The sequence below is a fragment of the Paenibacillus prosopidis genome (assembly GCF_003337375.1).
Lineage (GTDB): Bacteria > Bacillota > Bacilli > Paenibacillales > Paenibacillaceae > Pristimantibacillus > Pristimantibacillus prosopidis.
The window spans coordinates 149,483-171,872 of sequence record NZ_QPJD01000010.1; the positions used below are offsets into that span (position 1 = coordinate 149,483).

The following is a 22,390-nucleotide window of genomic DNA, read 5'->3' on the forward strand; positions in this document are numbered from 1 at the left end:
ATCATTATGATTTATATAAATGAAAACGCTATCAATACCAGAACGATATTTTATTTGCAGGGGGCAAATCGCTTGCGCAAATTTGTTATTTTAAGTTTGTTTGCCGGATGCTTAGTTATTTTGTTCTTTACGCTGACGTCGATGATAAAAGTGTTTTCCTCTGATTTAATCGAGCCTGCAATGATGGCTGAACAGGATCACGGCTACAGGCTCGTACTAATTACGCTTGAGCTCGACACCCCGTTCTGGGCGAAGGTCGAGCAAGGCGCTATGGCTGCCGCTAAGCGGAATGGAGTCAGCCTTGAAGTATGGGGAACCTACGGAACGAATCGGGATGATTTTCTCAAAAATATAGAAATTGCCATAGCGTCTAAAGTTGACGGCATTATCGTGCAGGGGCTTGATACCGATGAGTTCAAAAGCTTGACGAAGGTAAAGGCCGCAGGCAGCGGCATCCCGGTCATTACCGTCGCCAATGACGTGCCTATGAATGAGAGTTTGCGCCGTACGTACGTCGGGTCGGATCACTTGGAAGCGGGCAGCATGATTGCGCGCCAGCTCGTGTCTGACATGGGCTTTGCCGGCAAAGTCGTATTGATGGTGTCGGACCGGCAGGAGTATTTTCAACGTTCCCGCCTGACAGGCATTTTGGAAGTACTGGGGCAATATTCCGACATCGAGACAAAGATCGTCGCGGCAGGCGATTCACGCGAGGATGTGGCGGAGGCAACGAATCTGCTGCTTAACGAGGAGCCGGATACGGATGCTTTTATAGCGGTATCGGCCAATCACGCCGGCTCGATTATTCAGGAAATTAGCAAACGTATGCAGGTCGACAACTTTTTCATCTACTCGTTCGATGACAGTCCGGAGACATTGAACCTTATGCAGCAAGGCGAAATTGATGCGTTGATTGCCCAATCGCCGGAAACGATGGGTGAGGAGAGTGTTACACATATGATAAAATGGCTGACCGGCGAGCAGGTACCCTTAAATCCCGATGGTTATTTTACAGATATACGGGTGCTTCGGACGGAGGATACACCATGAACGGCATACAGCGAAAAATATTGACGATGTCGGCAATTGTGCTGTTTATTATGGTCACGATTTGGGTGGTGCTCACCTATTACAACCAGAAGACCCAGGAGCAGTACAACGATATATTGCAGCGTTATTTGCGTATGAATGAAGTGACGGACCGCAGTCATCAGACGATTATCGCTTTGAACGATTATTTGCAAAAGCCGTCGTCGTTTAAGCTGGATACTCTTAATCAGAGCAAGGAAAGCGTGGTGCTGGCGAAGCTGCAGACTTCGAACCTGCGCAACAAAGACAATGCGTTTACGCTGACGAATTATATTCATATGATCGATAGCTTAGTCGAAGCGGCAGACTTGTCGGTTATGTTTCACGGGCAAAATAACGGTGAGCAATCGGCTGAGAAGTTTGAGGAAGCAACACGCATTGAAAAATATATCGCAGAAACGACGATTACGCTGATCGATAAGGAGGTTCGGACGTACGATACGTTTTACCGCGGCATTATTGAGCAGAGCACCGAGCTGAAGCGGCTTGGCTTATGGCTGCTTTCGTTAATAACGATTATTTTGCTGCTGTTTACCTATTGGTTTTCCCTCAGCATTACGAGACCGATCCATAAGCTGACGATAGCTGCCAGAGAATTGTCGCGGGGCCGTTTCGATAAGCCAATAGAAATACACTCCAACGATGAAATTTCATTCCTCGCCAAAACGTTTGACCGCATGCGCGTTAACATCAACAATTTGATATCCGAAATCCAGCAGAAGGCGCAGCTCGAAAGCGAGCTGCAGCAAAGCAAGCTGCTTCTGAAGGAAAGCCAGCTCAGAAGCCTGCAGAGTCAAATCAATCCTCATTTCTTATTCAACACCTTGGACACGTTGTCGAAAAAGGCTTATTTGGAAGGCTCGGAGGAAACGAGCGATCTCATTGCTAATGTAGCGGGCTTATTGCGTTACAATTTGCGCCAGCTGGACCGGGCGGTCTCGCTTCATGATGAGCTGTCCATCATACTGAAATATACCGAAATTCAGAGCGCACGGTTTACGGACCGGCTAAGGTTCGTGCATGAAGTAGACGAGGGCTGCTTACAGCTGCAGCTTCCTTGCTTGACTCTTCAGCCCATTATCGAAAATGCGGTTATTCATGCTGTCGAGCCGCTTGAAGAAGGCGGTACGATTTCGCTTCGTATTTACGCGGAAGAAGAGCGAGTTATGATTGAAATCGAAGATGACGGCGCAGGCATGTCGGAAGAGAAGATTAGACATATTTTGACGGAGAGCGGCTCTTCGGAGGGGGCTGGCCATTCAACCGGTATCGGCTTTAGCAACGTTGTAAAGCGGCTGCGGCTGTTTGTCGGTGCCGACGATGTGATCGACATTGAAAGCGCGCCTAACTGCGGGACGAAGGTGACGATCAAAATTCCAAAGGAGAGGAGATTTGGCGGATATGCTTAAATTGTTAATCGTGGATGATGAGCAGGTGGAGCGCGAAGGGCTTCAGGCCATTTTACAAAAAGGATTTCCGGCATTCCGGTTTGAACAGGCGAAAAATGGAGCTAGAGCGGTTGAGAAAGCCATGGAGTGGCAGCCCGATCTCATTCTGATGGATATCAAAATGCCTGGCTTGAACGGAGTAGAGGCGATTGAGCGGATTAAGGATTTCCTGCCGACAGCGAAATTTATTATGGTAACGGCGTATGATACGTTCGAATATGCAAGACAGGCTATTAAGCTGGGTGTTAGGGATTATTTACTAAAGCCGAGCAAAGCGAGTGAAATCATAGCAACCGTTGGAAAGGTTATCGAGGAAATAGAACGGGAACGAAGCGAGAGAGAGCAGCGGAAATATGAGGAAACGGCGCTTCAAAAAGTGATGCCGCTTGTGGAGTCCGACGTCGTGACGCAGCTGCTTTTCGACCATGTGCACGATGTGCATATCGACGACATGCTCGGACTGCTGGGCGGAAATTCGAACGGCGAAGTGTTCGTTATGCTCGTTACGCTGCAAAGCGAGGCGGCGACAGAGACGTTATACTCCGCTGTCAAAGAGAAGGTAAGACAAACTGAAAGCGGCTGGGTCGGAGCTATGTCTGGCCGTCAGATACCGGTCGTCGTCTTTCGGGAAGCCGGCAAAACGCATCGCTCCCAAGCAGCCGCGCTTGTGCAACAGCTGCTTATGCAGCAGCAACGGGACGCAGGCAGCGACTTTTTTGTCGGGATCGGTAATCCATACGGCGGGCTGGTCAATGTAAGGTTGTCCTATCAAGAGGCTTTGTTAGCAACAGCGCATACGGGACTTCCAGCCAAGCATCGGTTTTATAGCGATATGGAGGCACGAGGCGAATTCGCAGGCGGTTATCAGGATAAACAAACGGAGAAGCGGTTCGTTGACAGCATTCGTCTGGGGCAGTGGGACTCGGTGAGGAAGACCGTTATGGATCTTATTGATTTGCATGACAAAAATAACGCAGCGCTGGCGCAGTCCGGACAATGGGTGCTGGAGCGGCTGTGGATTATTGCGCGTGTAGCGATGGAAATGGGCTTCGAGGTGGAGAAGCCGTTGTTTTCGTTTCAGGTGAAGCAGTATCAGCAGCTGCGCGCAGAGACGGACTGCTTGCTTAACAAGCTCATTGAAGCCATTATCACTCATCAGAACCGGGTGCAGCCTGATGCCGTAGGACAAATGAAGCAATACATTTTGGAGCATTCGCGGCAGGACATTTCACTTGAGCTGATGGCGAAGCGAATCGGACTAAGTCCTTTCTATATGAGCAAAATGTTCAAGGAGCAGGCAGGCATCAATTATATCGATTTCCTAACCGAATGCAGAATTGAAAGAGCAAAGACGCTGATGTCTGATCCTGCGTTAAGCTTAAAGGAAATTACGTTCGAGGTCGGATACCATGATCCGAATTACTTCAGTAAAGTGTTCAAAAAAATGTGCGGCGCGTCGCCGACCGACTACCGAAAGGCGATTCTCGGCTCAAAAAGGTGATGGACTGGCGTCACATTAAAAAAGTGCAGACGATAGCAAAAGAGTACTGGAACAACTTCGCTCGCTGTTCGTTTGACCGTGCTATATTTCAAATGTAAGCAGTTACATTTCGTGAGATAAGGGAGCGAAGAAAATGGGGAAAAGGTTTACTAAAAGCGGGGTTTTGGCGTTTGTATTAGCTTTGGTACTTGTGCTGTCGGCTTGCGGCGGGGCAGGCGGTAGCGGAAATGGGGACGCGGAGTCGAACAACAAAGAGACGGTAGCTAACGTAAACGAGGGGAAAACCGAGGGTGACGACAAAATTGTAATCGGATTCTCGCTGGATACGCTGCAGGAAGAACGCTGGCAGCGCGACCGTGACTTATTTATTGCAGCAGCCGAGGCGCTTGGCGCTCAGGTGGAGGTGCAGGCAGCGAACAGCGACGACGCGAAGCAAATCGCGCAAGCGGAAAATTTAATCAGCCAAGGCGTCGACGTTCTTGTCGTCGTGCCGCATAATGCGGAAGCAACAGCAGCTATTGTGGAAAAAGCGCACGCCGCAGGCATTAAAGTACTCGCTTACGACCGTTTGATCAAAAACTCCGATCTTGATCTGTATGTTTCCTTCGACAATGAAAAGGTTGGCGAAATGCAAGCCGAAGCGATTGTTAAACTTGCTCCAAAGGGCAAATTTGTTTACATCGGCGGTTCAGAGACAGATAACAACGCCCATTTATTTAAGAAAGGCGCCTTTAATATTTTGCAGCCGTTAATTGACAGCGGCGATATTCAAGTCGTATTCGACCAATGGACAAAGGATTGGAACCCGGCGAACGCACTTGCGAACATGGAGAACGCACTTACGGCGAATGACAATAAAATTGACGCAGTAGTCGCAGCGAACGACGGAACGGCGGGCGGCGTTATTCAAGCTTTGGCAGCGCAGGGGCTGGAGGGCAAAATTCCGGTATCCGGCCAAGACGCTGAGCTTGCGGCAGCTCAACGAATCGTGGAAGGCACGCAAACGATGACGGTGTATAAACCGATTAAAGATTTGGCTGAGAAAGCGGCAGATCTTGCGGTGAAGCTGGCGAAAGGCGAGGATGTCGGCGCCGACAAGACGGTAAACAACGGCAAAATCGACGTTCCTTCCGTCCTTCTTGATCCAAAAGCGGTGGACAAATCGAATATCGATGCAACCGTTATTGCGGATGGCTTCCATTCCAAAGAAGACGTATACAAAAACGTGAAATAACTTTTTGGCGGGAGAGGGGAAGAAGCGATGGCGTGCCATGACGCTCTTCCCCTTTTTGCCATCCGCGAGGTGACCATTCCATGACGGCGGTTTTAGAAATGCGTAATATAACGAAGCAGTTTCCCGGCGTTAAGGCGCTGAACGATGTTACCTTTTCAGTGAAAAAAGGCGAGGTTCACGCGTTATGCGGCGAGAACGGCGCAGGAAAGTCGACTTTAATGAAGGTGCTAAGCGGTTTATATCCGCACGGCACATACGTTGGGCAAATTCTTATTAACGGCGAAGAGAAGCGGTTCGGCGCTATTAAGGATGCTGAAGTGGCGGGCATTTCCATTATTTATCAGGAGCTTGCTCTAGTGAAGGAATTAACGATTGGCGAAAATTTATTTCTGGGCAAGGAACCGGCCGTATTCGGCATCATCAATTGGGAGCGGGTGTTCAAGGAGAGCGAACGCTGGCTGAAGGAAGTCGGTCTGCATGATGTTAATCCGGAGCAGCCCATCGGCGGACTCGGTATCGGAAAGCAGCAGCAGATTGAAATTGCTAAGGCGTTGTCGAAGAATGCGAACATCCTCATTCTAGATGAACCGACTGCGGCTTTGACGGAACAAGAGGTTGATATTTTACTCGATATATTGCGTGAGTTTAAGAAGCGGGGCGTAACCTGCATCTATATTTCTCATAAGCTTAATGAGGTTTTCGCGGTTGCGGATACGGTCACTGTGCTGCGGGACGGACAGACGGTCGGGACCTTTCCAATAGCGGAAATGAATGAGGATAAAGTGATATCGCTCATGGTCGGACGTGAGCTGAAGGAACGGTTTCCCCGCATTGAGGCTAACCCTGGAGACGTGGTGCTCAAGGTTACCGATTATACGGTCATGAACCCTGAACGTCAGGGTAAGAAGGTGATCGACAACCTTAGCTTTGAGGTGCGTAAGGGAGAAATACTCGGCATTGCCGGCTTGATGGGAGCAGGGCGAACAGAGCTCGTGATGAGCTTATTCGGCTCGTACGCAGGACAAAATTTTGGTACCGTCGAAATCGAAGGCAAGCCCGTCAAGCTGAAAAATACGCAGCAGGCGATTAAAGCGGGATTGGCGCTCGTATCGGAGGATCGGAAAAAATACGGTCTCGTGCTAGGCATGGATATTAAGAGCAACGTGAGTATGGCGAGCCTAGGCGCAATATCCTCCGGAGGCATTCTTCGGCCTAACGAGGAAATCGCGGCAGGCAATCAATATTTGCGTTCGCTGCGGGTGAAAGCGAATTCGGTTGAGACCATCGTCGGTACCTTAAGCGGCGGTAATCAGCAGAAGGTCGTTCTCGGCAAGTGGCTGATGACAAACCCGAAAATTCTTATTTTGGACGAACCGACGCGCGGCATCGATGTCGGTGCCAAATTCGAAATTTATAACATTATGAACGATTTAATACGGCAGGGCGTCTCGATCATTATGGTATCGTCCGAGCTGCCTGAGCTGCTTGGGATGAGCCATCGCATCATCGTCATTTCGGAAGGCAAACGCACAGGTGAGTTTCAAGCGGAAGAGGCGACGCAAGAAATGATTATGACGGCCGCAACAGGAGGGAAAGGACTATGAGTATAAATCAGGAGACCGTATTAAGCCAGTCCAAAATAAAGCAGCGCCCGAACTGGTTTAAATTCGATGTCCGTGCATATACGATGATCGGAGCGTTATTGTCCATTTGGGTTTTGTTTTCGCTGCTGCATGACCGCTTTTTGTCGCCTACGAACCTATCCAATTTATTTTTGCAAATGTCCGTAACGTCAATTCTGGCGATTGGAATGGTGCTCGTTATCGTTGCAGGGCAGATCGATTTGTCTGTTGGATCGCTCGTCGGCTTGACGGGAGGCATAGCGGCTATTCTTAATGTGTGGTACGAATGGAACACGATTCCAGTCATCCTTGCGACCTTAGGGATTGGCGCAGCGATAGGATTTATTCAAGGCTGGATTATTGCATACCGGGCTGTGCCGGCTTTTATCGTTACCTTAGGCGGAATGCTTATATTTAGAGGTGTTTTATTTGGTACAACCGGCAGTGTCACGATTGCACCGCTGACGCCTTCCATGAAGGCGATCGGTCAATCCTATGTGGGCGATGTAATTGGCTGGGTATTTGGGATCGCCGCTTTGGCGGTTGCCGGATATCTTGTGATGCGAAAGCGTGCGGCAAGAGCGAAGTTCGGCTTCGATGTGGAGCCGTTTGCGGTAAGCGTACTCCGCCTTGGGGTAATAGGAGCGCTAGTCATCGGCTTTGTCTATCTAATGAATAGCTATAAGGGCATTCCTGTCCCGTTCGTCATGGTTATTGTGTTGGCGTTGATTTTCACGTTCATATCGCGGAATACGACATTCGGTCGTCAGGTGTATGCAATAGGCGGCAATGCCGAGGCTGCGCGCTTATCCGGTATTAACATTAAGCGGCGAATCCTGCTTGTTTTCGTACTGTGCAATACGCTTGCTGCAATTGCGGCGCTCGTGCTGACTGCACGCTTAAACGCGGCGACGATGAGCTCCGGTCAAAACTACGAGCTCGATGCGATCGCGGCATGCGTCATTGGGGGCACGAGCCTGATGGGCGGGACCGGCACCATCGTCGGCGCCATTATCGGCGCGCTCGTCATGGCCAGTCTCGACAACGGCATGAGCTTGATGAACCTGGAATCTTTCTGGCAGTATATCGTCAAAGGCGGCATCTTGATTCTTGCGGTGTATGTGGATATTTATACGCGGCAGCGGAAGAAGGTATAAGAGGATCAGGTCATTTAAGTGGCAAAATCAATTTAAATGACCTGTTTCCATGATGATATACAGCAGCACTCTTAGGAGTCGGTTAGATAATCCTCGCGTAAAATTCCGTAATAGGAGATATCCTCGTACACATCCCATTTCAGAAAATGCTGACGGAAGGTGCCTTCATATTGCATCCCGATTTTTTTCATAACGTTGGATGAAGCGGGATTCTTTGTCATGGCTGCTGCATGGATTTTATTGAGCTTAAGCTCTTCAAAGCCATATTGAGCAATTCGCTTGACCCCTTCAGTAACGTAGCCTTGGTTCCAGAAGCGTTTTCCCAGCCAATAACCTAACTCGGCCCGGTTATTTTTTTTATCAAGCTGCATGCCGATGGATCCCATAAATTCATTGCTTTCTTTATGTATGATGGCAAAGGAGAAGCCGTCCCCGTTTTGAGCAGCCTCTGTCCGCCGATGAATAAAGGCTTCTGCAGATCCCTTTGGATAAGGATAAGGAATGTTTAGTGTCGTTCGTGCAATGTCATGGTCATTGATTAACAATTCCAACGCTTCAGAATCGCCTACTTCCAATAGTCGAAGAGTTAACCTTTCCGTATGAAAAACTGGCACAACACACACCTCCAAAAGAATGTAAATTTCTACTAAGTATAAAGGAATTTCTGGGAGATTCAATAGTTATATAAGTATCCGAACCGAAAAACCTCCTGTTCATCCTTACCGGTGCGAAGGGTTGCGGAATCAAGTTTGATTCTTTAGGAAGGATCCAAACCCCGTATCCTCAGCGATTTTGCCGATAGGGTCATTGGTATGGATAAGCAGCCGCTTCGCTTGGCTCGATACGATGCCTCGTTAACTAGTCGAGTGGGGTGCAGCCGAACGTTTTCTTCATGCAAACGGCAATATAATCGGAAGTCGATTAGCCGGAGATTATAGCCCCTCTATCGAACTAAAGCAAAGGCCGCTCCAACAGAGCGGCCCTATTTTCGCGCTTGCGAGGGAGTTATCCCCTTATATTGCTTATACAGCTTCGTAAAATAGTTCGGATTATCGCAGCCTACCATGGCTGCGATTTCAGTGATGGTGTCGTTGCTTTCGCGAAGCAGCCGCTCCGCCTCGTTCATGCGGCAGACGTTGACGTATTCGACAAAGGTACGGCCTGTCAGCTTTTTGAACAGCTTGCAGAAGTGGTAAGGGTTTAGGCTGACCTGCTTAGCCGCTTGTTCAATGGTTATTTTTTCGCAAAAATTCGATTCGATTCGTTGAATAAGCACCTTAAAGCGATCGCGGTTGACGAAATACGGCTCTGCCGGCTTACCGGCGAGCTGCTGCTCCATGAAGGTACGGGAGAGCAGCGTAAACAATGCATGCAGCTTTGACTTCACGACGAGCTGATACGCAGGAGGCTTCGCGGCCAGTTCGGCAATAGCTTCATCGAGCATTGAATAATAGCGGAGGCATGCCTCATCCTGCTCGGACGGCTTGACGGGGAAGCGAAGCCGTCCCTCCAAGTACGGAGCAACAAACTGGGCATGAACAGGATCATGCACCCAGTCATTGAACAGGGACGCGTTCAAAACAACGCAATCATAATGAACATTCCCGTAGTGAAGCGCGTATCCGACATGCAGGCCGCCCCCCGGTATAATAATGACGTCTCCTTCATTGACGATATACGGACGGCTGTCGATATGGAACAGCGCGCTGCCTTCTCTCATCACGATAATCTCGAAATGCTCATGCCAATGCAAATATAGGATGCAATCATTTGGCTTGACCGAATGGCAACGATTTTGGAATAGCTGAATCGGGTATGTTTTGTGCTCGAGACGGGTATTTTCCCAAAGCTCCCTCGGATAGGTCATATCTATTTCCACCACCACAAGATTAGACTAGTATTGCACAAGATTGTATAGAGTAATATACGAAACTCCTAGCTATAATGGAGTTGTTACAAATACTATAAGCCAATATTGGAGTGATATACAAGGATGGAAAATAAACTGCGAATTGGAACGCTTGTAGGCGGAGGCAACGCGGATCACGTTATTCCGCAAATTGTGAAGCATGGATTTGAATCGTTTAATCTAACGTTTTGGCAAACGACTGGAAGCACGGATCTTGTGGAAATGGCGAAACGGATAAGAGCGCTTGCGGATGAGCATGATTTTGTTGTTCCTGCTGTAAGCGTTTTCGGTAACCCGCTGACAGGTGATGGCGGTAACGCCGATACCCTTGCAAGCTGGGAGCGTCTTATCGATAATGCCCATTTATTCGGAGCAGATATTGTTTCCGGCTTCACGGGCCGCCTTACGGGCCAATCGATCGACGAATCGATTCCGAAATTTAAGGAAGTGTTCGGCGAGCTGACGCGGAGAGCGGCGGATAAAGGCGTACGGATCGCTTTTGAAAATTGTGACATGGGAGGCACCTGGGCAACCGGCGATTGGAATATTGCGCATAATCCGACAGCCTGGGAGCTTATGTTTAATGCCGTGCCGGAAGATAATATCGGACTGGAGTGGGAGCCATGCCACCAAATGGTCAGCTTGATCGATCCGATTCCGCAGCTGCGCAAATGGGCTGACAAGGTATTCCACGTTCACGGCAAGGACGCAACGATTGCCTGGGATATTGTAAAAGAGCATGGCGTTCACAGTAAGCAGCAGTTTGTTTGGCATCGGACGCCGGGCTTCGGCGATAGCAACTGGACGGATATTATATCGATTTTGAGACAGAACGGCTATAAAGGAACGATCGATATCGAAGGCTGGCACGATCCGGTTTACAAGGGTGAGCTGGAGATGACCGGTCAGGTGCATGCTTTGAATTATTTGAAGCGCTGCCGCGGCGGCGATTTTGTTCCGAATCCAATATAAGGCGATAAGCGAAAGCGAGGTCTGATCATTATGACAATAAAACATCGAGTGGTCGTCGCAGGCTGCGGCGGCATGGCGAATACGTGGGTCGATTATGCGAAGCGGAGAGACGATACCGAAATCGTCGGGCTTGTCGATATTAAAAAGGAGTTCGCGCAGGCAATGGCTGAGCGGAAGGAGCTGGATTGCCCAACATTTACGGATGTAAAGCAGGCGATTGAGGCTACTGGAGCGAATATGTTGTTTGACGTAACCATTCCGGCAAGCCATTATGCAGTCAGCACGACAGCCTTGCAGCTGGGATGCCACGTATTTGGCGAAAAGCCGCTTGCGGAGTCTATGAGCGATTGCAGCGATATCGTTCGTATTTCACAGAGCAGCGGTAGAACGCATGCGGTTATGCAAAACCGCCGCTTTGATCCGCGCATCAGGGCGTATCGCAATCTAATCGATGAAGGAACAATCGGCAAACCGGGCTTTGTCGGCGCTGACTTTTTCATCGGCGCGCATTTTGGCGGCTTCCGCGATGCGATGGACAGCCCGCTGCTGCTCGATATGGCGATTCATACGTTTGATCAGGCCCGGTTCATCATCGGTGCGGATCCGGTGTCCGTCTATTGTCAGGAGTTTAATCCGCCCGGCTCATGGTATGCAGGAAATGCTATGGCTGTCTGTATTTATGAAATGTCTGACGGCTCCGTATTCAATTACCGCGGCTCGTGGTGCTCGGAAGGCATGCCGACCTCGTGGGAAGCATCGTGGCGAGTTACGGGTGAGCGCGGTACTGCAATATGGGACGGTCATGGGGAGCCGTACGCGGAAGTCGTTGCTGCTGGCGATCAAACCGGCAAATTCATTCGTGATTATGAGCGCGTGAACAGCTTATTGCCGGAGATGGCAAATACGTTCCACCATGGCTGTCTCGACGACATGTTTGCAGCGCTTGAGGAAGGCCGAAAGCCGGAGACGGATTGCAGCGACAATATTTACAGCATGGCCATGGTGCTCGCCGCCCTCGAGAGTGCGAAGACCGGCCGCAAAGTGCTGATCGCCGATTTTATGAAGGATGCGTTGGCGCAATAAGTTTCCGCCCGAGCCGATGCTAGACAGATAAGGAAAATCATATATCGCAGTATATTAATAAGTGGGGGTGAGACGCATTGACGCGGATCACTCCTTTCTTCGTATAAAGGTGAAACGGCGGCCATTCGTATATTGGATTAATACAATAACTTTCGGCGTCTAACCCTCAATCAAGGCCTTATATTGGAAATATCCAATGTAAAAGCGCGATTAAAACTCCAAATTATCTCAATTCCCTGATTTTTGTAAGTTTGACTGTATGAAATCCAAGATAGCCATCACAATCGTCCAATGTCCCTCCCTATCCTGTACGAAATCCATTGTAGCAAACTCATCTCGCTTGCTTTAGAGCTGCCTAAGTAGAACAGAACAGTCCTGAAGCTTGAATCCTAACCATAGAGACGATAGCTAAAAGTGTATGATGAATGTTGACAAGCAGAGGCCGACGAGAGCAAAATGAAGCATATACGTAAACGAAAAGAGGCGTGATGATGACATATATTGTAAATAAAGTAAAAGAGCTGGCTGTGGGATTCGATGAGCAGACGCTGAAATCAATTGAAATTAATCCGCTTATTATAGAGGCGGGGGCGATTCAGCAAGTTGCACCTTACTTGAAAGAAAAGAACTACAAACGTGTCATCGTCGCTGCGGACGCCATTACATATGAGATAGCGGGCAAGGCGCTGAAGGAAGCGATAGAATCGCTTAGCATATCCGCTCATGTAACGCTCATTAAGCCTGACCGGCACGGCGATGTTATTGCCGACGAAGCATCGATCGTTCAACTGCTGCTGGATATTCAGCAAACAGGCGCTGAGGTTGTTATCGCAGCAGGGTCAGGTACGATTCATGACATTAGCAGATACGCTGCTTATACAGCGGGTATTCCGTTCGTCTCGGTACCGACTGCTCCTTCCGTTGACGGCTTCAATTCCAAAGGCGCTCCTATCATCATTCGCGGCGAGAAGAAGACGATCACTGCGATTGGTCCCGATGCGATATTTGCAGATTTGGAGCTGCTAGCGAATGCTCCTGCCCCGATGATAGCTGCTGGTTTCGGCGATATGCTCGGCAAATATACTTCGTTGCTGGATTGGAGCTTTGGAGCAGCGGAGGGCGCCGAGCCATATTCGGAAGCAGTTGCTGAAATTACGAGAATTTCACTGCATAAATGCATAGAGCATGTGGAGCAGATCGCCAGCCGCGAACAGGAAGGCGTTCGTATTTTAATTGAAGCGCTAATTGAGTCCGGTCTAGCGATGCTGCTCTTTGGACAATCGCATTCGGCATCAGGCGCGGAGCATCATCTTTCCCACTATTGGGAGATGGAGTATATTCGTCTCGGCAAAAGGCAGCTTCTGCACGGCGCTAAGGTCGGCGTAGCATGCGCAGAAATTTCCAAGCTCTATCATCGGCTTGCAGCAGAGGAGAAAGGACTTGCGTTCGCTGCTAATCCAGAGAAGGCCCGCCGTGAAATCGATGCTCTCCCGGACGAGCAAACGATTCGCAATTGGCTCCGTCAGGTCGGTGGACCTGACGCTACGGAGGAGCTAGGGGTTAGTGATGATCTGCTTGAGCGCAGCTTACAGGAGGCGCATCATGTTCGGCCTAACCGTTATACGCTGCTGCGGGCTTTTAACGAATCGAAATAAAAAAGGGCAGTCCTTTGATAGATTCATCTATCGTGGGACTGCCTTTTTTTAACACAATAGAATTTATAAGTTTCCGAGTTGTCGGAAGAACAAATTCTATTTGGCTATAAAACCTACCTCTAAACGCGGTCGCTCATCATTGAGAGGCTTCGATAGAGGTTTTTTCATATCAAAAATTAAAATTATCCGGATCCGGACCAAGACGATGGTTTCGGTTAAGCGCGTTAATCTCCGCTATTTCTTCCTGTGTTAATGTAAAGTCGAAGATATCGGCGTTTTCCTTCAAGCGTGCCGGATTGGTTGATTTTGGAATCGTGACAACCCCGTTCTGAAGATCCCAGCGCAGGACAACCTGAGCAGGTGATTTACCATATTTTTCTCCGATTTGGGCAAGTACGCGATGATCTAAGTTTCCTTGCATGAGCGGACTCCATGCCTCAAGCTGGATATTGTTGCTCTTCGCGAATGTATGAAGCTCTTGCTGCGACAGAAGGGGATGGTATTCCACCTGATTGACCATGGGTACAATCTCACCGGATTCATAGAGGTCCTTCAAATGATGAATTTGAAAATTGCTAACGCCGATTGCCCGAACGTAACCGTCGCGGTAAAGCTTCTCGAGCGCACGCCAGGTTTCTGTATACTTACCTTTAACAGGCCAGTGAATAAGCAATAAGTCAACAACTTCAACGCCAAGCTTCCGTCTGCTGTCCTCGAATGCGGTCAAAGCTGATTCATAGCCTTGATGCGCATTCCATATTTTCGTCGTAACGAAAATTTCATCGCGTGCAATACCGCAGCTGCGTATGCCGGCTCCAACGCCTTCTTCATTATTATACGCTGCCGCGGTATCAATACTTCTGTAGCCTGCTTCGATAGCAGCGGCAACCGTTCTCTCAGCTTCGCCGTCATCCTTCACTTTCCATACGCCTAGACCGAGCCATGGCATCTTTACGCCATTGCTTAATACAGTAGAATCTGTTAACGCTCTAGTCATTATTTTGTTCCCTCCGATTTAAAGAGACATTTCGAGAATAGCCCGTACGTCTTGTTTCTCTAGTCGCTTGAACGAACCGATTGCGCCGTAACGAACGGCTTCCTCTGCCATGCGGTCGAGCTTCTCGCTGCCGATTTCAAAGTCGGCCAGTTTTGCTTCCGCACCTATGCGGGAGAAGAAATCTCTTGTCGCTTGAATGCCGGCGAGGGCGATTTCTTTATCGGATTTTCCTTCGGGATTAATATTCCAGACGCGTACGGCGTACTGGACGAAACGGTCGAGACGCTCCTCGTAAACGTATTTCATCCAGTTAGGGAAAATAACCGCTAGTCCTGCGCCGTGCGGAATATCATAGATCGCGCTAACTTCATGCTCAATGCCGTGCGAAGCCCAATCATTCGTCATGCCGACGCTGATGAGACCGCCGTTAAGCGCCATCGTTCCGCACCACATCAGGTTAGCGCGTGCTGCTGCATCATCGGGTTTTTCAAGCGCAATCTCTACATTTTCAATGACTGTTTGCAAAATCGACTCACAGAAGCGTTCCTGCAGCGGCGTGTTCTCTGTTAAGCTGAAATATTGCTCAAATACGTGCGACATAATATCAACGGCTCCGTTAACCGTATGATTGCGCGGCACGGTGTAAGTCAATGTCGGATCAAGAATAGAAAACTGCGGATATGTATATGGGCTGCCGAAGGCGCGTTTCAGGTTTTCTTCCCAGTTCGTGACGACGGAGTTGCCGTTCATTTCCGAGCCGGTTGCCGCTAAAGTAAGAACTGTGCCAAGTGGAAGAGCCTTTTCGATAACGGCCTTGTTCGTAAAGAAATCCCAGACATCGCCTTCATAGGGGACGCCGGCAGCAATGGCTTTGGATGCATCAATAACGCTGCCGCCGCCTACTGCGAGAATGAAATCTACGTCATTCGTCCGGCAAATATCAATTCCTTTGTTCACCGTCGAGAGACGGGGGTTCGGTTCAATATTCGGAAGCTCGTGGACAGTAATACCGGCTTCTTGTAAGTAGTTAATGGTTTTGTCGTACAAACCTGTTTTTTTAATGCTGCCTGAGCCGTAAACTAGCAGGATCGTTTTGCCATACTGTGAGGCAAGTTGGCCCACTTGGTCAGCAGAGCCTTCGCCGAATACGATGCGGGTTGGATTTTGAAATTGAAATGCGTTCATCATTTACCTCCTGCGTCTTATTTAGATAACTTAAAAGATAACTAAAAGTGTTGTATACGCCGTTAATTTTATTGAAAACGAGGTTGTATGTCAAGTTAAAGCAATTATAGATTGAAACGTTAACTTTTTAGTTATATAATGAGTAGGTAATTAGTTGGATATATAAAGGGGAAGCAATAATGGAAATTGAAGTAAACAGTCGAAATATGAAATTTCTTGAATGCTTCTCATCACATACCCGGGTAAAGATGATTGAATTGCTGAGCATCCAGCCGATGAATATCAAGAGCATGTCCGAAGCGCTAGACATAAAGTCTCCTATTGTAACGAGGCATATACATATGCTGGAGGACGCGGGAATTGTACGGTGCGAAAGTATAGCCGGCAAGCGGGGGATGCAAAAAATATGCCACCTGCAGCTTACACAAGCTATGCTTTTATTTAAAGGAACACCTGCTGCAGACGAGTCGAACCGATATTTCGTATCGCTGCCGGTGGGTCACTATTCGTCCTATCAGATCAAACCGACATGCGGACTCGCGTCCGAATCGCAAATGATCGGGATGTGCGATGATCCCCGTTATTTTGCTGATCCTGATCATGTTATGGCAAAGGTGCTATGGTTTGGCTCCGGTTTCGTTGAATATCGGATTCCTAATTACATGGTAAGCAACGAAAGCCCGGAGTCGCTGGAAATTTCAATGGAGATTTGCTCCGAAACACCATGTGCGGTCAATCATTTACCCTCTGATATTACTTTTACCTTAAACGGCGAGGAAATCGGAACATGGACTTACCCCGGTGATTTCGGCAGCACGCGCGGATTATATACGCCTGAATGGTGGCATAAAAACATTCAGCACGGGTTAATCAAGACGATTCGTGTTAACCGGCAAGGCTCCTTCATTGATGGGATCCAAGTGTCCAACGTGACGATCGATCAGCTTATGCTTTCGTATGATAAGGAGATTTTGTTCCGTATTTCCTGCAGCGCCACAGCGAAAAACTGCGGCGGCGTGACATTGTTCGGCAAAGGCTTCGGTAACTATAATCAAGATATCGAAGTGACGCTGCGCTGTAAGTAAATAGAGTATGATTGGAAAAAGCCGCTTGATCGTTTGAAGATCTAGCGGTTTTTTTTGTTTTTCGGCGGAAAACGGTCATTCGAAGTAAAGGCGAAAGTCCGCTTGGATTGACCGGTTTGACTTAATGAGTGACCTATATTGGATTGTGTATAGCGTAGAGGCAGCATTTTAATCGGATATGCGGCTATATTGGATTTCATCCAATCATTTTACAGCTTATAGGTTGTTCAGGTGTTCTTGGAGTTAGAGGAATTGCGGATTTTGATTGGAAATGTCCAATATAGATCGAGAAAAGTGGATAGGAAACGTAAGTTATTGCATTTATCCAATATAGCCTCCGGTGTCGTTATTGTTTTGATTATACCTGCTTTTCGTAATAATGACATTTCCGTTTATGTTTGAAATATTTATATTCAAAAACAAACAAATATGATATGATCAATTCAAACAAAAAACAAAACATCATTCGGAGGTATTATCCATGGTACAAAGTTTATGGGACAACGCAAAAGCATCGCAGCTTGAAGGCGGTTTGAACGAACTCGTATACCGCTCCAACATTATTGGCGCAGACCGCCGCGTTTGCAATTACGGCGGCGGCAACACATCAAGCAAAACGGTTGTGAAGGATTTCCGCGGCCGCGACGTTGAAGTCATGTATGTAAAGGGCAGCGGTTCCGATCTGGCGACGATGAAAGCAGGCAATTTTACAGGCTTGCGCATGGATGATATCCGCCCTTTGTTCGAACGTTCTGAAATGCCCGATGAGGAAATGGTTGCTTATCTGGTCAACTGTATGATCGATTCGAAGCACCCGCGTGCATCCATCGAGACCTTGCTGCATGCTTTCCTTCCATTTAAACACGTGGATCATACACATCCGGATTCTATTATTAGCTTGTGCTGCGCGGATAACGGCAAAGCGCTTGCGAAAGAAATTTTCGGCGATCGTTTCGTGTGGGTTCCTTATGTGCGTCCCGGCTTTAACTTGTCCAAAATGATCGCGGAAGGCGTACTCGCCAACCCGAATGCAGAGCTTGTGCTTATGGAGAAGCACGGCCTTGTCACTTGGGGCGAGACATCGGAGGAATGCTACGCGCAGACGATAAAAATTATTTCCGAAGCGGAAGCGTTTATTGAAGCCCGCTTCGACGAAGCATCGTTGTTCGGCGGCGTTAAGCATGAGGCACTTGCGGCTGATGTTCGCAGAAGCGTTGCAGCACGGGTAATGCCAACCATTCGCGGTGCTGTAAGCGATGCGAAGAAAATGATTTTGACATTCGATGACGAGGCAGACGTGCTTGCATTCGTAAGCGGACAAAATTCGCCGCAATTATCCCAAGTGGGAGCAGCTTGTCCGGATCATCTTGTACACACTAAGGTTGTTCCATTATTTATTGATTGGACTCCGAGCGCAGATGATATTGAAGGCCTGAAAGAGAAATTGACAGCAGGAATCGCTGCTTACAAGGAACAATATAAAGCATATTTTGAACGCAACAAAAACGAAGGCGACGTAATGTTCGAAGCAGCGCCGCGCGTAATCCTTATTCCAGGCATCGGGATGATCAATTCAGGCAAAAGCTGGGCAATGGCTCAAGTGAGCGGAGCCCTTTACCACCGTGCAATCGCGGTTATGCGCGGCGCAACCGCACTAGGCGATTTCGTATCGTTAAGCGAGAACGAGTCGTATAACGTGGAATATTGGCCGCTTGAGCTTTACAAATTGTCGCTGGCTCCTGCAGAAGCCGAATTTTCGCGTAAGGTTGCCTTTATAACAGGCGGTGCAGGCGGTATCGGCAGTGAAACGGCTCGTCGCCTCGTATCGGAAGGCGCGCATGTTGTGCTTGCAGACCTTAACCTGGAAGGCGCTCAGAAGGTAGCCGCTGAAATTAATGAGAAATACGGCGATAACCGTGCTACAGCTGTTAAAATGGATGTAACGAGCGAGGAGCAGGTTGTAGCTGCTTATGCGGAGACGGCACTGGCTTATGGCGGCGTTGACATAATCGTTAACAATGCGGGTCTGGCTACTTCGAGTCCGTTCGATGAAACTTCGCTCAAGGAATGGAACTTGAATATGAACGTGCTTGGCACAGGTTATTTCCTGGTAGCCCGTGAGGCATTCAAATTAATGAAGCAACAAAGCATCGGCGGCAACATGGTATTCATCGGCTCGAAAAACTCCGTATATGCCGGTAAAAATGCTTCGGCATATAGTGCTGCTAAAGCTTTGGAAGCACATTTGGCACGCTGCATCGCGGCTGAAGGCGGCGAGTTCGGCATTCGTGTCAACACGATTTTGCCTGATGCTATCCTGCAAGGATCGGCTATTTGGAACGGCAGCTGGCGTAATGAGCGCGCCGCGGCATACGGTATCGAGCCGGATCAGCTGGAAGAATACTACCGCAAGCGTACGACGCTGCTTGTTAACATTTATCCGCGTGATATTGCAGAAGGAATTGCGTTCTTCGCCTCGTCCAAAGCGGATAAAACGACAGGCTGTATGCTGACAATCGACGGCGGCGTACCGGCAGCCTTCACCCGTTAGAAGCTATCCGTAAAAACGAGCACATTGATGAAGGAAGGGGCGCCGATTACGATCGGCGTTCCTTACCCCATCGGGTTGCAAAGCGATATTCCGATCATTGTACAATAAAGCCGCCTAGACGAAAGCGCTAGCGGAGAACAAACTAGGGTCAACGATAGCTTATCCAATCAAAATTTTTCATGTGAAAGGGTGTTCGTCATGTCCGACCGCGCATATGCGTTGTTTGAGGAACAGCAGCAAGCACGAGGCATTAATATAGATGAAGTAAAAGCGAAATTGAAAGCGCTCAAAATCGAAACCCCATCATGGGGCTACGGCGATTCCGGTACCCGGTTTAAAGTGTTTCAAAAGGAAGGCGTTCCCCGCAATCCGTTCGAGAAATTCGAGGATGCAGCGCAGGTTCATAACCTTACAGGACTTGCTCCTTCGGTAGCCATTCACATTCCTTGGGATAAAGTCGATGATTACAGCAAGCTAAGAAACCACGCCGAAGGTCTTGGGCTTTCGATTGGAGCGGTTAATCCCAACCTGTTCCAGGATGAGGATTACATGCTCGGCAGCGTAACGAACACAGATAGCGCCATTCGCCACAAAGCGACGGATCATCTGTTGGAATGCGTGGACATTGCGAAGGAAACGGGTTCCCGTGATCTTAGCTTATGGTTTGCGGACGGTACGAACTATCCGGGCCAAGGGGATATCCGCAAGCGCAAAGCTTGGATGCACGAAGCCTTGTCCGAGATGTACAATGCAATGACGCCTGAAATGCGGATGCTCATTGAATACAAATGCTTCGAGCCTGCTTTCTATCATACGGATCTCGCGGACTGGGGCATGGCTTACAACATGGCGCAAAAGCTTGGACCTCAGGCGGAAGTGCTTGTTGATACCGGCCATCACCTGCAGGGCACGAATATCGAGCACATCGTAGCTTATTTGATCGACGAGAAGCGTCTCGGCGGATTCCATTTCAACAGCCGCAAATATGCGGATGACGATCTTATTGTCGGTTCGGTTAATCCGTATGAACTCTTTTTGATTTTCTATCAAATATTGAGCGCTGCGAATGATTCCGATGCGGGAATTCGTAATGCGGTAGACAATATCGCTTATATGATTGACCAATCCCATAATATTGAACAAAAAATTCCGGCTATGCTGCGTTCCGTACTTAACGTGCAAACGCAATATGCGAAGGCGCTGCTTATTAACCATGCAGAAGTGAGCGAGGCTGCTGAACGCCATGATGTTCTCGGTGCCGAGGACGCCGTTCGCCGTGCATTCGAGTTCGATGTGACACCATTGCTTCACGCAATCCGTGAAGAGCAAGGCTTGCCGCTTGATCCAATGAAAGCATACTTGAACAGCAGCTACGGCAAAGACATACTGGTGAGAGGCAAGGGCGGTGCCAGCTGGTGACCATTCTCGCTTACGATCTGGGGGCGAGCAGCGGAAGAGCGATGCTCGGCCGATTGAATGAAGGTAAGATCGAGGTTGAAGAGCTGCACCGGTTTTCGAATGATCCGGTGCAGGTCGGTGACCGACTGCATTGGGATATTTTGCGATTGCTTCACGAGCTCAAGCAGGGGCTGCTCAAAGCAAAGCACAGGGGAATTAAGCTGGACAGCATCGCTATCGATTCGTGGGCGGTTGATTTCGGTTTTATCGGAAGCAACGGTGAATTGCTCGGGAATCCGTATCATTACCGCGACCATCATACGGATGGGGTAATGGAGCAGGTCATTGAGAAGCTATCGGCTTCACACATATTCGGACGGACGGGCATTCAGTTTCTGCCGTTTAATACAATCAATCAGCTTGCGGCTTTGAAGCAGGCGGACTCACCGCTATTGCGGGATGCGAAGCATTTCCTTATGATTCCGGATTTGCTCCGATATTTCCTGACTGGAGAAATGTTTAATGAGTTCTCCAATGCGACGACGACACAATTATATAATCCGCTTAAAGGCGGCTGGGATGAAGAGCTTATTCGGGCGATAGGCATCTCTCCGGATTTATTTGGCCAAGTGGCTGGGCCGGGCGAGCGGGTAGGACAGCTGCGGTCCGCTGTTTGCGAAGAGCTGAATATAGAATCTGTACCGGTTTATGCGGTAGCAGAGCATGATACCGGCTCGGCGGTTGCGGCCGTACCGGCACTGGAGCGTTCATTCGCTTATCTCAGCTGCGGTACCTGGTCGCTAATGGGGACTGAGATTGAAGAGCCGGTTATCAATGAACTGGCTCAGCAGCTGAATTTTACGAACGAAGGCGGCGCTTACGGGACGTATCGTTTGCTTAAGAACATCATGGGTCTTTGGATTTTGCAGGAATGCAGACGTTCATGGGAGCGGGGAGGAATTTCGTACACATTCCCCGAATTAGTTAAGCTGGCCGATGAGGCGAAGCCATTCGCTGCGTTCATTGATCCTGACGATCCATTATTTCTTCATCCGGGCGATATGCCGGCTAGAATTAGCGAGTATAGCGTGCGTACGGGGCAGACGGCGCCAGAAGATGCGGGTGCGATCGTTCGCTGCATACTGGAGAGTCTGGCACTTAAATACCGTTACGTGCTCGAGCTTACGGAGCAGCTGTCGGGCCAAACATTTAATGGACTGCATATGGTCGGGGGCGGCATTCAGAATACGCTGCTTTGCAAGTGGACTGCTAACGCTATTGGCAAACCGGTTTGGGCGGGTCCTGTTGAAGGAAGCGCGATCGGCAACATGGTCGTACAGTGGATTGCAAGCGGAGAGCTTGCAGACATCTGGGAAGCGCGCAAGGTTATTCGCGAATCGTTCCCGGTTGACGCGTATGAGCCGGAGCAGTATGAAGAATGGGATCACGCATACCGTTCCTTTATAGATAAGACAGGAATCGCTTAAGCATATGCTTCAAGATC

The 22,390-nt window shown here is 48.9% G+C and carries 17 protein-coding genes; 13 read left to right on the plus strand and 4 right to left on the minus strand.

Annotated elements, in window-relative coordinates:
* Positions 1–72: 72 nt before the first annotated feature.
* The 6 genes from DFP97_RS16965 to DFP97_RS16990 all read left to right on the plus strand — a co-directional run bounded on the left by DFP97_RS16965 (position 73) and on the right by DFP97_RS16990 (position 8,051).
* Positions 73–1,050 carry a substrate-binding domain-containing protein gene (locus DFP97_RS16965; protein ID WP_181873558.1) on the plus strand — a complete coding sequence of 326 codons (978 nt, stop codon included), beginning with the start codon at positions 73–75 and terminating at the stop codon, positions 1,048–1,050.
* Positions 1,047–2,498: a sensor histidine kinase gene (locus tag DFP97_RS16970; protein WP_114381380.1), complete on the plus strand. Its 1,452-nt coding sequence runs from the start codon at positions 1,047–1,049 to the stop codon at positions 2,496–2,498. Before DFP97_RS16965 ends, DFP97_RS16970 begins: the two co-directional genes overlap by 4 nt.
* Complete coding sequence (locus tag DFP97_RS16975; protein ID WP_114381381.1) at positions 2,491–4,038, plus strand: response regulator; 1,548 nt, start codon at positions 2,491–2,493, stop codon at positions 4,036–4,038. The genes DFP97_RS16970 and DFP97_RS16975 overlap by 8 nt, the downstream gene beginning before the upstream one ends.
* 133 nt (positions 4,039–4,171) lie before the next feature.
* Positions 4,172–5,272 carry a D-xylose ABC transporter substrate-binding protein gene (gene xylF, locus DFP97_RS16980; RefSeq protein ID WP_114381382.1) on the plus strand — a complete coding sequence of 367 codons (1,101 nt, stop codon included), beginning with the start codon at positions 4,172–4,174 and terminating at the stop codon, positions 5,270–5,272.
* Between the two features lie 80 nt (positions 5,273–5,352).
* Positions 5,353–6,876, plus strand: coding sequence for a xylose ABC transporter ATP-binding protein (locus DFP97_RS16985; protein ID WP_114381383.1), 1,524 nt, complete (start codon positions 5,353–5,355; stop codon positions 6,874–6,876).
* Positions 6,873–8,051, plus strand: a complete 1,179-nt coding sequence (locus DFP97_RS16990) for a sugar ABC transporter permease (RefSeq protein ID WP_114381384.1) — start codon at positions 6,873–6,875, stop codon at positions 8,049–8,051. The genes DFP97_RS16985 and DFP97_RS16990 overlap by 4 nt, the downstream gene beginning before the upstream one ends.
* 71 nt (positions 8,052–8,122) lie before the next feature.
* Here the strand turns inward: DFP97_RS16990 and DFP97_RS16995 are convergent, their stop codons facing one another.
* Complete coding sequence (locus tag DFP97_RS16995) at positions 8,123–8,665, minus strand: GNAT family N-acetyltransferase (RefSeq protein ID WP_114381385.1); 543 nt, start codon at positions 8,663–8,665, stop codon at positions 8,123–8,125.
* Positions 8,666–9,033: 368 nt separating this feature from the next.
* Positions 9,034–9,918 carry a helix-turn-helix transcriptional regulator gene (locus DFP97_RS17005; RefSeq protein ID WP_114381386.1) on the minus strand — a complete coding sequence of 295 codons (885 nt, stop codon included), beginning with the start codon at positions 9,916–9,918 and terminating at the stop codon, positions 9,034–9,036.
* Positions 9,919–10,044: 126 nt separating this feature from the next.
* Between DFP97_RS17005 and DFP97_RS17010 the strand changes: the two genes are divergently transcribed.
* From DFP97_RS17010 to DFP97_RS17020, 3 genes are all read left to right on the plus strand, one after another.
* Positions 10,045–10,932: a sugar phosphate isomerase/epimerase family protein gene (locus DFP97_RS17010; RefSeq protein ID WP_114381387.1), complete on the plus strand. Its 888-nt coding sequence runs from the start codon at positions 10,045–10,047 to the stop codon at positions 10,930–10,932.
* A 30-nt stretch (positions 10,933–10,962) separates the two neighbouring features.
* Positions 10,963–12,015: a Gfo/Idh/MocA family protein gene (locus tag DFP97_RS17015; protein WP_114381388.1), complete on the plus strand. Its 1,053-nt coding sequence runs from the start codon at positions 10,963–10,965 to the stop codon at positions 12,013–12,015.
* A 491-nt stretch (positions 12,016–12,506) separates the two neighbouring features.
* Positions 12,507–13,670, plus strand: coding sequence for a sn-glycerol-1-phosphate dehydrogenase (locus DFP97_RS17020; protein ID WP_114381389.1), 1,164 nt, complete (start codon positions 12,507–12,509; stop codon positions 13,668–13,670).
* 169 nt (positions 13,671–13,839) lie between these two features.
* Here DFP97_RS17020 and DFP97_RS17025 read toward each other — a convergent pair whose 3' ends face one another.
* Together DFP97_RS17025 and DFP97_RS17030 are read right to left on the minus strand one after the other, a co-directional pair.
* Complete coding sequence (locus DFP97_RS17025; RefSeq protein ID WP_114381390.1) at positions 13,840–14,667, minus strand: aldo/keto reductase; 828 nt, start codon at positions 14,665–14,667, stop codon at positions 13,840–13,842.
* 18 nt (positions 14,668–14,685) lie between these two features.
* The gene (locus tag DFP97_RS17030; protein WP_114381391.1) at positions 14,686–15,852 is read right to left on the minus strand and encodes an iron-containing alcohol dehydrogenase; all 1,167 of its coding nucleotides are present in this window, start codon (positions 15,850–15,852) and stop codon (positions 14,686–14,688) included.
* A 179-nt stretch (positions 15,853–16,031) separates the two neighbouring features.
* On the opposite strand from DFP97_RS17030, the gene DFP97_RS17035 reads away from it, so the two are divergent.
* From DFP97_RS17035 to DFP97_RS17050, 4 genes are all read left to right on the plus strand, one after another.
* Positions 16,032–16,937: an ArsR/SmtB family transcription factor gene (locus tag DFP97_RS17035; RefSeq protein ID WP_114381392.1), complete on the plus strand. Its 906-nt coding sequence runs from the start codon at positions 16,032–16,034 to the stop codon at positions 16,935–16,937.
* Positions 16,938–17,418: 481 nt separating this feature from the next.
* Positions 17,419–19,488, plus strand: coding sequence for a bifunctional aldolase/short-chain dehydrogenase (locus DFP97_RS17040; protein WP_114381393.1), 2,070 nt, complete (start codon positions 17,419–17,421; stop codon positions 19,486–19,488).
* Between the two features lie 198 nt (positions 19,489–19,686).
* Positions 19,687–20,907 (plus strand): L-rhamnose isomerase, encoded by a 1,221-nt coding sequence (rhaI, locus tag DFP97_RS17045; RefSeq protein ID WP_114381394.1) that lies wholly within the window; start codon positions 19,687–19,689, stop codon positions 20,905–20,907.
* Positions 20,904–22,373, plus strand: coding sequence for a rhamnulokinase (locus DFP97_RS17050; protein ID WP_114381395.1), 1,470 nt, complete (start codon positions 20,904–20,906; stop codon positions 22,371–22,373). The genes rhaI and DFP97_RS17050 overlap by 4 nt, the downstream gene beginning before the upstream one ends.
* Positions 22,374–22,390: the final 17 nt, after the last annotated feature.

Excerpts from the sequence above, each read along its gene's own strand:
- DFP97_RS16970 (WP_114381380.1), top strand. The coding sequence starts at position 1,047 with ATGAACGGCATACAGCGAAAAATATTGACGATGTCGGCAATTGTGCTG.
- DFP97_RS16975 (WP_114381381.1), top strand. The coding sequence starts at position 2,491 with ATGCTTAAATTGTTAATCGTGGATGATGAGCAGGTGGAGCGCGAAGGG.
- xylF (WP_114381382.1), top strand. The coding sequence starts at position 4,172 with ATGGGGAAAAGGTTTACTAAAAGCGGGGTTTTGGCGTTTGTATTAGCT.
- DFP97_RS16985 (WP_114381383.1), top strand. The coding sequence starts at position 5,353 with ATGACGGCGGTTTTAGAAATGCGTAATATAACGAAGCAGTTTCCCGGC.
- DFP97_RS16990 (WP_114381384.1), top strand. The coding sequence starts at position 6,873 with ATGAGTATAAATCAGGAGACCGTATTAAGCCAGTCCAAAATAAAGCAG.
- DFP97_RS17005 (WP_114381386.1), bottom strand. The coding sequence starts at position 9,918 with ATGACCTATCCGAGGGAGCTTTGGGAAAATACCCGTCTCGAGCACAAA.
- DFP97_RS17010 (WP_114381387.1), top strand. The coding sequence starts at position 10,045 with ATGGAAAATAAACTGCGAATTGGAACGCTTGTAGGCGGAGGCAACGCG.
- DFP97_RS17015 (WP_114381388.1), top strand. The coding sequence starts at position 10,963 with ATGACAATAAAACATCGAGTGGTCGTCGCAGGCTGCGGCGGCATGGCG.
- DFP97_RS17020 (WP_114381389.1), top strand. The coding sequence starts at position 12,507 with ATGACATATATTGTAAATAAAGTAAAAGAGCTGGCTGTGGGATTCGAT.
- DFP97_RS17025 (WP_114381390.1), bottom strand. The coding sequence starts at position 14,667 with ATGACTAGAGCGTTAACAGATTCTACTGTATTAAGCAATGGCGTAAAG.
- DFP97_RS17030 (WP_114381391.1), bottom strand. The coding sequence starts at position 15,852 with ATGAACGCATTTCAATTTCAAAATCCAACCCGCATCGTATTCGGCGAA.
- DFP97_RS17035 (WP_114381392.1), top strand. The coding sequence starts at position 16,032 with ATGGAAATTGAAGTAAACAGTCGAAATATGAAATTTCTTGAATGCTTC.
- DFP97_RS17040 (WP_114381393.1), top strand. The coding sequence starts at position 17,419 with ATGGTACAAAGTTTATGGGACAACGCAAAAGCATCGCAGCTTGAAGGC.
- rhaI (WP_114381394.1), top strand. The coding sequence starts at position 19,687 with ATGTCCGACCGCGCATATGCGTTGTTTGAGGAACAGCAGCAAGCACGA.